General features: G+C 45.9%; 8 protein-coding genes. 3 read left to right on the top strand and 5 right to left on the bottom strand.

What is annotated here, in order from left to right; translation table 11 throughout:
- The first annotated feature begins 263 nt into the window (after positions 1-263).
- Positions 264-524, top strand: a complete 261-nt coding sequence (locus RIM23_RS08930) for a hypothetical protein (RefSeq protein WP_446335096.1) — start codon at positions 264-266, stop codon at positions 522-524.
- A 141-nt stretch (positions 525-665) separates the two neighbouring features.
- Positions 666-851, top strand: coding sequence for a hypothetical protein (locus RIM23_RS08925; protein ID WP_446335097.1), 186 nt, complete (start codon positions 666-668; stop codon positions 849-851).
- Positions 852-1,202: 351 nt separating this feature from the next.
- On the opposite strand, the gene RIM23_RS08920 is transcribed toward RIM23_RS08925, so the two are convergent.
- From RIM23_RS08920 to ndhC, 3 genes are read right to left on the bottom strand one after another with little or no spacing between them, the layout of a single operon-like run.
- Positions 1,203-1,736, bottom strand: a complete 534-nt coding sequence (locus RIM23_RS08920) for an NAD(P)H-quinone oxidoreductase subunit J (protein WP_446357735.1) — start codon at positions 1,734-1,736, stop codon at positions 1,203-1,205.
- Positions 1,729-2,472 (bottom strand): NADH dehydrogenase subunit K, encoded by a 744-nt coding sequence (locus tag RIM23_RS08915; protein ID WP_446366325.1) that lies wholly within the window; start codon positions 2,470-2,472, stop codon positions 1,729-1,731. Before RIM23_RS08915 ends, RIM23_RS08920 begins: the two co-directional genes overlap by 8 nt.
- On the bottom strand, positions 2,469-2,831 hold the full coding sequence (gene ndhC, locus RIM23_RS08910; protein WP_446357737.1) for a photosynthetic/respiratory NAD(P)H-quinone oxidoreductase subunit C: 363 nt from the start codon (positions 2,829-2,831) through the stop codon (positions 2,469-2,471). The genes RIM23_RS08915 and ndhC overlap by 4 nt, the downstream gene beginning before the upstream one ends.
- A 333-nt stretch (positions 2,832-3,164) precedes the next feature.
- Here ndhC and RIM23_RS08905 point away from each other — a divergent pair, with 333 nt between their 5' ends.
- Positions 3,165-6,992, top strand: coding sequence for an N-6 DNA methylase (locus tag RIM23_RS08905; protein WP_446366323.1), 3,828 nt, complete (start codon positions 3,165-3,167; stop codon positions 6,990-6,992).
- A gap of 93 nt (positions 6,993-7,085) precedes the next feature.
- Here RIM23_RS08905 and RIM23_RS08900 read toward each other — a convergent pair whose 3' ends face one another.
- Positions 7,086-11,141 (bottom strand): amino acid adenylation domain-containing protein, encoded by a 4,056-nt coding sequence (locus RIM23_RS08900; RefSeq protein WP_446366321.1) that lies wholly within the window; start codon positions 11,139-11,141, stop codon positions 7,086-7,088.
- A 759-nt stretch (positions 11,142-11,900) separates the two neighbouring features.
- A partial coding sequence (locus RIM23_RS08895; protein ID WP_446366319.1) for a hypothetical protein occupies positions 11,901-12,123 on the bottom strand: 223 nt, incomplete at its 5' end.

Here is a 12,123-nt window from a genome sequence, read left to right as displayed (position 1 = left end):
GCGAGAGCTTTTTTTGCACGGGGGAGACCAGCGGATGCGAGAGCCTTTGTTGCACGGGGGAGACCAGCGGATGCGAGAGCATTTATTGCACGGGGGAGACCAGCGGATGCGAGAGCATTTATTGCACAGGGGAAGCCAGAGGATGCGGGAGCTTTTGGTTCCATGGAGGAGACCAGGGGATAGTCTAGTATTCTCTGTAGCATAGTAGGTAAACAGTTTTTATACGACCAGTTTGATTGAATCGATTGTTATCTTTTTTTAAAATGATTCAAGAAAAAAAGCAACAAGCATCCTCAAAAAAACACCGTTTTCTCGATCAGCTTGATTCGTTAAAGCGCGAGGATGAAACCCTTAATAACATTCTAGCTGTTGATGTTTGGGCGTTAGCAAAAACCATGGATGAATTTTATCCCGGCTTTTGGTCAGCGTTTATGAAAAATCGCGAAAAGGCATTAAAGCGATTTATTGCCGAAGTGATAAAAAATAAACCGCCTAAATCCAAGCGCCCCCCTTTCCTCAGCTAGCACACCAGTCTAATCCCGCTACCTTGGAAGTAAAAAGCTTGCCCTTTAGCGAAGCGAAGAGGAAAAAGCAAGTGAACGGCAAGAAAATGTCTGTTACGATATCATTCAGGTAGACATCAAAGGAAACAAAGGATACTAATTATGGATTCACAAGCTATGCGAGAACGCATAACCGTAATTGAGAGTAAGCGACAGTTTCTCGTCCAACTTTTGGAGCAACCTAATTTAGGGATTCTCAGAATCGATGTCAATCAAGCCCTAGAAGAACTTGACGAACTGATTGATGAATTTAAGCGAACATTTCCTGAATCTATCGGTAATCCTTAAGCAATACAATCAAGTTCGGTAGCATCGGTTGTGTATAGTGGGGAAGGGGTAGAAGGGTAAAAGGGTAAGGTTTTTGTCCCAGTAGAAAGACGCGAGCAAGATGCTCGCACTACTTTCTTTTGCCCAAATGAATGAGATAAGTGGTTGATACTCTCCGACCTAGAAGAAAGGGGAGCCCAAGCCCACACTATATCCGTAGAGTTAATGTGGGCAGTTGAGTGACCTACTCCCGACGCCGACTGCTTAGGCGGTACGGCGCGGGCTTCTCCTCCCAGAACAGGATTCGCGTTTTATAGTGAGGCGAACGCAAGAGCCCCACTTTCTTGATGGGTACCCTAGAGTTTACCTAAATTAATAAGCATCCTGCAATTCATAGAAGTCGGGCGAGATATAATCCTTCCGCAGGGGCCAACCCACCCAATCTTCTGGCATCAAAATCCGCTTCAGGTTGGGGTGTCCTTCATAGACAATGCCAAACATATCGTAGGTTTCCCGCTCTTGCCAGTCAGCACTCTTCCAAATCCAATAGACTGATGACACCGTGGGATTTTCTCGCGGTAGAAATACCTTCACCCTGACTTCTTCAGGTTGCTCAGCATCATCGCTAACCTTAGTTAAATGGTAGAAACTGACCAACTCTTCCCCAGGACCGACATCATAGCCACCTTGACATTGCAGGTAGTTAAACCCATAAGCATACAAAGCTGTGGCAACGGGAATCAATACCGACCGATGTACCTTAATCACCTCAATTCCCAGGTGGTCTGGTTCCATTAACTCGGTTTCAAAACCGTTTTCCTGGAGCCAGCCGTGGACTTTTCCCGTCTCTACCAGTGGGGATTCTTCAGTATTCTCTTGTGTCTGTTCTTTTGATTCTTCAGCCACGATTCACCTCCTGCTGTTGAGCAGACTTCAGCGCAGGTGGCACAGGCATTCCCATCGCTTCGGTTAACTCCTGGGGCGGAGTTTGACGAGTTTCAGACAGCAAATACTTACCCGTAAGCACTTCTGGTACAACTTTCATGCTATGAGTGGTGCTGTAATAGCGGTGGGTTTGACTCAGGTTTGCCCGTTCCTGCATAGACTCATTCGCCACCTTCTTGCGAAGTTTAATAATCGCATCCATGATTGCTTCTGGACGGGGTGGACAGCCGGGAATATAAACATCCACGGGAATCAACTTATCGACACCACGCACAGTTGTTGGCGAATCGACGCTGAACATCCCCCCGGTAATCGTACAAGCCCCCATCGCAATCACATATTTAGGTTCTGGCATTTGCTCATACAGACGCACCATCGCTGGTGCCATTTTCATCGTGATTGTGCCAGCGGTAATAATCAAATCCGATTGTCGGGGACTAGAACGGGGCACTAATCCAAAGCGGTCAAAGTCAAACCGAGAGCCAATCATCGCGGCAAATTCAATGAAACAGCAGGCGGTACCATACATCATGGGCCACAAGCTGGAAAGCCTAGCCCAGTTGTACAGGTCGTCTACTGTCGTCAAAATGACGTTTTCTGAGAGGTCTTGCGTGACCTGAGGACGACTGATGGGATTGAGGATTTTCTCTTTTTGTTGCTGCTGTTGGGAAGCAGCGTTTGTTGTATCTGTATTCATGACCATTCTAAAGCTCCTTTGCGCCAAGCGTAAACGAGAGCAACGACAAGAATTGCAATAAAGATGAGTGCTTCGATAAACGCCAGTAGTCCTAGCTGATTGAAGGCGACTGCCCAGGGATAGAGAAATACTGTCTCCACATCGAAAATCACGAAGACCAGGGCAAACATGTAGTACCGGATATTGAACTGAATCCAAGCACCCCCAATCGGTTCCATGCCAGATTCGTAGGTCGTCCGGCGTTCGGGGTCACGGATGTTGGGTCGCAGCAGCTTAGAGGCTGCCAGCGCTAGGAAGGGGACTAAACTGCTTGCCAGTAAGAACCCTAAAAAATATTCGTAGCCGCTAAGAACAAACACAATGGGTAAGTGTCCCTAAATCTTGTCGTTATTACTTCTTTACATTCTCTTATCCATTATAAGGGTCGTTGGTTTTCTGCAAATTGAAGTGGGTCAAGTTTTTCCGAGACGATGAGATTTCCGCGATCGCGTTTATGGTATGTATAGATTAACCCTCTTGTGTCACTTAGGAAAAAAGAGGGTTACTCAGGGGCTGTATGTGGGCAAGTTCGACAATTGGGAGACTGTACCCGATCTTGAGAATCATAACGATTACAGCGTGATCGCCTGTTTGGTTGGCACTTCGGCAAGCACTTCGACAGTGTAGGCTTACCTGGTTATAATTGACAATCTATGACTGAGCTACCGATGTTTGACGAGTTCCTACACGCCTTTTTTGGGATATTCCAAAAGAGCTTCAAAAGAGAAGCTGATTTCTTGAGCTACATAAATCGCCCAGATGCTCAACGCCGAGGAGATGAAGCCTCTATTGTTGACAACGCTATTATCAGTCCTTTGCTTGAGTTACTGGGTTTTGCACCAGGGGAGCAAGCTTATAACCAGCAGAAACAAAGTAGTCGTCCTGATTTTGCTCCAACCGATCCGGTGTACGGTACTTGTTTTATTGTCGAGGACAAAAGTACATCGCTGACGCTGACTCTGGATCTGAATGATCCGAACAGTAATCTATCGCAGTTACGGGGTTATATACGTGGGTTGCGGTTCGGATGGCTGACAAATGCTAGACAGTTTATGGTTTGGGAATTTTCCAATCCAAATCAGCCTAGATGCATTATTGATTTGGATCTTCCCACTGCAATTCAGGAATGGAACCAGGGAGGAGTCGCAAACCTTTCTGATAATACGACAAGAGCATTACGGGATGTATTTGATTTGTTCCGTAAGGCTGCATTTACCAATCTGGAGCGGTTAAAGGATGAACTGGCGATCGATCTGGAGGAATGGCAGCAACGGGCATTACCTCTTGGCAATGGTAGTGGGAATGAGCCGATTTTGGTGGAGTCGTTGCAGTCGTTGGTGGAGGAGCTTAAGGGAGATGCGCGGCGATCGCTGAATCATCACCTAACCTTACATGATGAATACCTGAATAAAGCCAATCGACTGGCAGATGATGCTATTGAATCAGCGACACAACAGATTCAACAGTTGCGGGAACGGGTGTTATCTGGTCTAACGAGTATTCAAAGCTTGGTAGGTTTGAGTACAGAGGAACAGGCAACCATTCAAGAAATGCTGATTCGGCTCGAACAGGATGCCAGGGCATTTATTAGCCCCAAGGAGTTGTTCAATCAGGTGCTTGGGGTGCTAAATCAGGCATTTAAGCGTAAACACGCGGATAAAGCCAAACCGCCAAAAACTCCATCTTCTTTAGAAAAGGATTATACACCACTCCATGATGTGCTAGTTTCCTATGCCAATATGGTCTTTGGTTGGCATCAGCGACAGGCAACCCTGCGCCAAACCTATCAAGCAAATATTCGTGTATTTGATGATTACACGGTTTGGACGGCTTTGGTGCAAGAAACCATGCTTGGTGGATTGAGTGAAGACCAACGACGAGATGAGTTTGCATTGCAGGCGGCGTATGTGGTGTTTATCAGGCTGCTGTTAATTCGAGTTTGCGAGGACAAGGAGATTTTTCAGGGCGAGGATCGGGTTGCCCATCGGTTTGTGTCAGATGGGGGGATGAAGCAATGGCAGGAAACGATTAAACGGTATTGGATCTTTGCGACAGGCAATCCTTACAGTCCGTTGCTGGATATGGCGTATAACAACGCCCAAAATATTTATGCTCACTTTTTTACTGGACGGGAACTGTTTAACTGGTATCAGTTGAATGAGCAACAGTTGATTATGACACTGTACCAACTCAGCCGCTTTAACTTTGCTGGGGTAGATTCGGACATTGTAGGGACGGTATATAACACCTATGTCAGCCGCAAAGAGAAGAAGGAAAAAGGGCAGTATTACACACCTCCCGAAATTGTGAATTACATTTTGGATGAAGTGGGATATATATCGGGTGCGGGAATTATTGGCAAGAACAAACGCTTGATAGATCCGACGTGTGGGAGTGGTTCGTTTTTGGTGGCGGCAGCCAAACGGTTAGTATCGACTTACAAGAATAATGCGGATCAGATTGATGATCCAGTTACTGTTTTGGAACGGGTACAAGCCAATTTGTTTGGTTTTGATCTGAATCCTTTTGCTTGTTATCTAGCAGAGGTCAACTTGTTGATTCAAGTGTTGGATCTGGTAAAACTGGCACATGAAAAGCAGCAGCATCAACCAATCAAACGTTTTCATATTTACAATGTAGATGCCTTGGCTCGTCCTGCTGGAACTTATCGCTTTGCGTTGTTTAATACGCTGATTGCAGAGGAAAGCGACCAAGTAGACCAGATTAAAAGCCGTTCTCCTAATACACCTTATGCCAATGGATTTGCGTTTGTAGTTGCCAATCCACCCTATGGGGCAAAGCTGGGTGATGCCTACAAAGATATTCTTCGGGCTGATTATGCTGATATTTTCTTTGGCAAACCTGATTCTTACACCTTTTTCCTAAAGCTTGGAATTGAACTACTGGCAAAAAATGGTAGGCTTGGTTTCATCACTCCAAATACTTATTTGACAGGTAAAAATACTACAGCTTTACGTAGGGAGCTACTCCAGGGGGGACGAATTGAGCAAATAGTAGATTTACCTCAAGGAATTTGGTCTGATGCTACTGTAGATTGTTTGCTTCTATTTTTGAGCCAAGAATATAACGAAGCACATCGAAAAGCTCAAAAAGTACAAGTTAATTTATTAGATTTTAAAGATACTCTAGATAAACTTACAGAAAGAAGGTGGAATGAAACGCTTACACATCTACAAGAAAGCTGGTTAGATGATTCTAGATTTGAGATAAAAATTCGTTATAACGCTCTTATGCAGCAAGTTGAAGAAGCTTGCCGAATTCCCATAAATGGAAATACGACTTTAACGAAAATCTTACGGCTCGAAGATATCACGGAGAGTAATCAAGGAATTATCGTATATAAAACGAAAGCCAATAGTCAGGCTAACTTGTATGTAAAACCTCGGAGAGATTTACCACAAAATGAACCTGATTGGAAGCCCCTGCTTGACGGCAGCGGATGTGTTGGACGCTATGGATTACGCTGGGGAAAAACACAGCCTTACTTAAAATATGGTGAGTGGCTTTGGCGTGCGCGGGAGGAAAAATATTTTGATTCTCCTAAAATTATCCTTGTGCGTTTAAGGAATAAATCACTAAGAAGGAGGCTAGTAGCAACATTTGATGATACAGGTTTTTACAATCGAGATAACTATAATAACGTTATTGACGCTGAAGATTCACGCTACGATCTGAAGTTTATCTTGGCGCTTTTCAACTCTTCATTATTGAATTATTGGTATTCCAGAACATACTTTAATGTTAATATCAACCCTGATACTATTCGCCAGCTACCCATCTATCCGGCAGATGCTGACACACAAGCAGAATTTATTGAACTGGTCGATCTCATCCTCGTCAAAAACGCCCAACTAAACCAACTGCGAGAACAGGGTTATGTCATTAAGCGCCAACGGGACGGTAACACCCTGATCGAAATTCCCTATGATCGCCTCTTGAGCGAAATTCAACAGCAAAACCCCAACTTTTCAACGCTGAATTTCTTTGATGCCAGAGCCGCACAGTTGTTTAGCATTCCCGAAAAGTGCAACCTGCAAGAAACCATCAGCAGTAATGTTTTTATTCCACCCCAATATCCAACCAGTCTAGTATTGCGTAACAATAAACTCTGGTTTGAAGTCCCGGATGACAACATCCGTCGCTATCTGTTGGGCTACCTAAAGGCTCCCCAATGGCAGGGTAAAACCTGGGACGAGATCAAAAATCAGGCACAGATTCCAGAAGAAGCAACCGACCTCAACGCTTTCTTTGCTTGGGAAGACCAAAAACGCCAAGCCATTCACGCCCTACTGGATGAAGTTGCCCAAATTGATGCAGAAATTGACGAGAAAGTTCTGAATCTATACGGCATCACCGATCCAGCAGACCGACAGCGCATCTTGGAGAGTGGAGCAAAAACTGATGAGGAAGCTGAGGCAACGGATACAACTGAAAAGGAGTCTGAACCAGAGGAAGAATAACAAAGTAGGAGGGCGATCTCCCTCCTACGATTCCATCAACGACTGCACCCATTGAAAAGGAAGTTGGGTATCTGGTTATCACCCAACAATGGTTCACACCAACTGGTTGTAGGCAAGATAAGCCCGAATCACCTGGCTATTGACTGACGGACAGACAATATTCGTTCCGGCTAAGCCGGATAAAGTATTCTGGGAGTCAAACGCCTGAGAGACTAAAGCCGCTGTTTCCAGATAGGGACGCTGGTTTTCACCCACCCATTGGGTAAACAGGAACACCAACGGACTCAACGCATTGTCGGGCTCTTCACTGGCAACCTGAATCAGCTTGTCTTGCCAGGTGGAATAGTCCATCCACTTTAGAGGATGACCGATCGCGCGGATTTCGTCCACCAGTTGCTCTAAGGACACCATCTCCGGACTGACCAAGTGAAACGCTTGACCCCATAAATCTGGCTGCTGGGACAGATGGACGATGGATTGGGACACATAGTCTACAGGAGTCAAGCTGAGATTTAACTCTAACTCCGGCGCACTCCCCAATTGAATCAACCCTTTAATTAATCGGTCAATCAAGTCCCCCGGTTGAGACGCCCCAGTTTGGCTATGTCCCGTAATCATACCCGGTCGGTAAATCGAAGCTGGAATTCCCCGTGCGTGGGCTTGTTTGACCAACTTCTCACCCACCCATTTACTCTGGGCATAACCGTCAGATAATTCCTCCCCTGACTCCAAGCTATCCTGTTCTAAAATTACCGACATTTGAGCATAGCGCGGAGATTGAAACACATCCAGCGTCGAGACGAAGTGAACGGGTTTAACCTTGGTTTTGCTGGCTAATTTGAGAATCTCTTGGGTTCCCAGAACATTGGCGGCTCGCAAGGCGCTGTAGGGATAAATTAAATTGACAAACGCCCCATTGTGATAGATGGTGTCAATCTCGCTGGTTAACGCTTCGTACTGCGACTGCGACAGTCCCAACCGAGGTTGAGCTAAATCACCCAACACAGGGACAACCCGCGACTCCAGCTTATCGGATGAGAGTAAATAGCGGTTGAAGTTCGCCGCAATCTTTTGCTGAGCAGCCTCTAAGGTTTTGGCACGCACTAAGCAATACACTGTAGCATTCGTGTGCTGGAGTAATTCCTGCAATAAAAATGCGCCCAGAAAACCTGACGCACCTGTAATCAAAATCTTTTCCGGTGCAGTGTCCGGCTGACGATAAGGCTTTTCTGGATAAATCGTCCCATCCAAAACTGCGTCGTTGGCTAAATCCGTGACCGCGATTGTACCCGTAACCGTTGTCCCATCCCCTTGGTCAGGTTGAGACGAATCATCGTGAGTCTTTGCGGTAATGGTTTGAGCCAATTCCGCCACTGTAGGCGCTTCAAATAGAGCAAACAACGGTAACTCCACCTGAAACAGTTCTCGCACCTGAGACAACAGTTGCGCCGTCAGCAGCGAATGTCCCCCCAGTTCAAAGAAGTTGTCATAAACACCCACGCGCTCAACATCCAATACTTTTGCCCAGATTTGTGCTAACTCCTGTTCAACGGGTGTGCGCGGTGCGACGAAGGTATCCTGGGAAACTTGTTGCGCCTGGTTAGGGTCAGGTAACGCCTTGCGATCAACTTTTCGGTTGGGTGTTAGGGGCAGACTATCCAGTAGCACAAAGGTAGAAGGAACCATATAAGCCGGTAGCTTATCACTCAAGAATGATCGCAACTGCGCCAGAGATAATCCTTGAGTTTTAATAATATGCTCAATGCTCTGATGGATTTGCTCCTGCTGGGTGGGCGTGGTCTCAAAAATCACCCCGGCGTTTTCCTCAACATGCCAAGCGACAGTGCCATGCAGCCATAAGGGATTTTGCACCCCTGGCAGTTGCACCCGTAACAGTATGGGTTGGTTGTTTTGCCAAAATGTCGGGGTCAGTGCTTTTAAGCTAATCCCGTTCCGGCTAAAGTTTTGCGTCGTCACTCCCACTTGTTGACCCGACTCAAATTCAGCAAGGCAATTAATCTGGAGTGGAATGCGCGGTTCTGTCCGCAGATTTCCCAGACTGCGATGGAGTTTCGCCTTCTGGCTAGTCGTGGTATCAAACTTGACGCCAACATAGTCTTCAATATGCCAAACAATGATTCCTTGTAGCCATAACGGGGTTTCGACTCCGGGCAATTGTAATCGTAGCAATAGGCGTTGATCCGTTTGCCAGAGTTCAGAAGTTGATACCTTTAAGCAAATCCCCTCTTGGCTAATATTTTGCGTCATCACCCGGACTTTTTCCCCGGACTCCAATTCCGCCAGACAATTAATAGTTAGGGGTATTCGGGGTTCTTGGCGGCGTAAGTCATGAACCACTAAGCCCTGGGTTTGGGCAATGTGTTTGATACTCTGACGTAAAAGTGCCTGTTGGGTCGGTGTGGTGTCGAGTCTTACTTCTATCCGTTCCTGGGATTTTGTGGCGATGGTTCCGGTGAGTTTAAGTTCATCGGGGACGCCGGGAAATTGACAACGCAGCGTCAACGATTGACCGTTTTGCCAAGGGGTGGGCGCATTGATTAAGGTGATGCGATCGCAAGAGAAATCGCTGGTGGTTAATTCAATTTCTGGATTCCCTTGGTACGCTACCCAGCACGTCGTTTGCAGGGGGATATTTTCGACATTCAAGTCACTGACGAGATAGGCAACCAAGCGTTTTTCGCCAGAACTGTCATCACGGGCGACAACCACCGCGTCTCGGATACCCGCATGTTGATAGAGGGCAGATTCAATATCGCCGAGTTCAATCCGGAAGCCACGAATTTTGACTTGATGATCCAGGCGACCTAAACATTCGAGAGTCCCATCGGGTAAGTACCGGGCTAAGTCTCCCGTGCGATAGAGACGGGCATCCGGTTCTCGACTAAAGGGATCAGGAATAAATCGTTCATCGGTTAGATCAGGTCGGTTGAGATACCCTCGTGCTAAACCCACCCCACCAATCAGTAATTCTCCTGGTTCTTCCAGAGGTACAAATTTAATCGGGTCAGATGAGTTTTGCTCAGGATGAGCCAGATAAATTTGGGTATTAGCAATGGGGCGACCAATGGGTATTGATTTTTCCGCCGATTCCACCTTATGCACCGCTGACCAGATTGTGGTTTCCGTCGGTCCGTACATATTCCACAGGGAACCACTCCGTTCTAGGAGTTGACGCGCCAACTCGCGGGACATGGGTTCTCCACCACAGAGAATTTTAAGCTGGGGATTTCCCTGCCAACCTGCGGCTAACAACATCCGCCAAGTGGCGGGGGTGGCTTGCATGACGGTAGCACCGGATTCTTGCAAAACTGGGATTAACTGAGCAGCATCTGCGGCTACATCTGGCGTCACTAACACAATATCAGCGCCAACGATTAAGGGTAAATACAGTTCCAATGCAGCAATATCGAAGCAGATGGTGGTTACAGCCAGCAGGGTGTCATCTGGGGTGAGTCCGGGTGCGATACTCATTGAGGTGAGGAAATTTACCACCCCACGATGCAAGACTTGTACGCCTTTGGGTTTACCGGTTGAGCCGGAGGTGTAGATTGTGTAGGCTAGATTGTCAGGTGTGACGCCACTGTCTAAATTCTCCTGACTATGTTTAGTAATTGCCTGTTGATCTCTATCTAGGCACACTACTCTTGCTTGGGTGTCAGGTAACCGGGTCAGTTGTTCTTGTTCGGTGACGAGAACGGTGACTTGGGAATCTTCAATCATCAACGCTAAGCGTTCTTGGGGATAGGCGGGATCAAGGGGGACATAAGCGCCCCCAGCTTTGAGAATCCCCAATAGACCAATCACCATATCCAGCGATCGCTCCATACATATACCTACCAGTACCTCTGGTTTAACCTGTAGCGTTTGTAAGTAGTGAGCAACCTGATTAGCGCGGTGGTTCAGTTCCCGGTAGGTTAGGGTTTGACCCTCAAACCGAATCGCGATTTTGTCCGGCGTGCGACGCTCTCCTTGTTCAATGAGCTGATGAATACATTGAGCGGCGGGATAGTGGGTTTGGGTTTGATTTAACTGTTCAAGTCGCTGCTTTAATTCGCGTTTTCTGTTTGTATCCGGAATACCGTCAAGTTGATCAATTTCTAATGATGATTGATAGAAACGATTCATCATGATTTCCCCTTGAAACAGGTTTACCGTGGTCGTTGTTTTTGGTTGAATGCGGTGATGTCCAATTCACAAGCTAGCAATTCGCTATTCTTCTCTGATACAGAGAGCATTTTTTTACTGTAACCTACTTTCTACAATTGTCTCAATTCAATTCAGTATTTGGCTTGATCAATAGTTTTTAAAATTATTGCTCAACCGCGATCTGAATTTTAATTTCTGGTCTTTGCTTCTCAAGGGGGTGGATAAAACTCTAGTCAGAAACCCAACAAGTTTGTAGCCGTAATGCATGATGTTAGCTGGTTTTTGTCCGCAACTCTAAAATTCAATAGAACTTCAATAGGATTAGACAACTCTTCAAAAACTTAACTCGACCAATCATTTCTGGCTAGAGGAATACAACGGGAAGGATGTTTTTTTGACAATTTTAGATGCACCCCCCATAACACTCATCCATCACTAGGGCATGACCTAAACGATTTAATGTTCCTCGATTACAGTCTCAGAAAATCATCAATTTATTCTGCCATAGCGATACAAGAGGGGGGGTAAAGTATCTGTCACGATTGAGTTTGTCGGCTTTTGTCACCTGTAATACAAGCGTATGACTTATATTTTCTCTTTTCGTATAGTATTCCAATTCCCCGATCTGAGCAACAAGATGATGGGAACTTTACGGAGTCTTTAAAAATGCCCAAAAACTCTTGATAAAATTTTTAACTCTTGGGGTATAATCAGCTATTTGGGTCAAGAATGTATTTTAACTTAATAAAAATAGAAGTAATGAAATAAACGATAATATTTCTCAAACGAATTGAGACGCCCTAGCTTGGCGTCTTTACCATTAGAAAAGCGATGGGTGAAGGCTCCCACGCTCTTTAGCTGGGAGATGAAACCGAGCGAACCGTCTAGGTAGCGAATAAATTCGCCAGTCAAATAATTCGGATAACGTTCTACTATTGTGGTAATGTAAATACAAGTCGCGGGA

Origin of the sequence: Coleofasciculus sp. G3-WIS-01 (assembly GCF_040223135.1) — a bacterium.
GTDB lineage: Bacteria > Cyanobacteriota > Cyanobacteriia > Cyanobacteriales > Coleofasciculaceae > Coleofasciculus.
Note: the sequence above shows the minus strand (reverse complement) of the source record. Positions and strands in the feature narration are given on the sequence as shown.

What these genes read in the sequence shown, in the direction of transcription:
- RIM23_RS08930 (WP_446335096.1), top strand. Translation starts at nt 264, where the DNA reads ATGATTCAAGAAAAAAAGCAACAAGCATCCTCAAAAAAACACCGTTTT.
- RIM23_RS08925 (WP_446335097.1), top strand. Translation starts at nt 666, where the DNA reads ATGGATTCACAAGCTATGCGAGAACGCATAACCGTAATTGAGAGTAAG.
- RIM23_RS08915 (WP_446366325.1), bottom strand. Translation starts at nt 2,472, where the DNA reads ATGAATACAGATACAACAAACGCTGCTTCCCAACAGCAGCAACAAAAA.
- RIM23_RS08905 (WP_446366323.1), top strand. Translation starts at nt 3,165, where the DNA reads ATGACTGAGCTACCGATGTTTGACGAGTTCCTACACGCCTTTTTTGGG.
- RIM23_RS08900 (WP_446366321.1), bottom strand. Translation starts at nt 11,141, where the DNA reads ATGATGAATCGTTTCTATCAATCATCATTAGAAATTGATCAACTTGAC.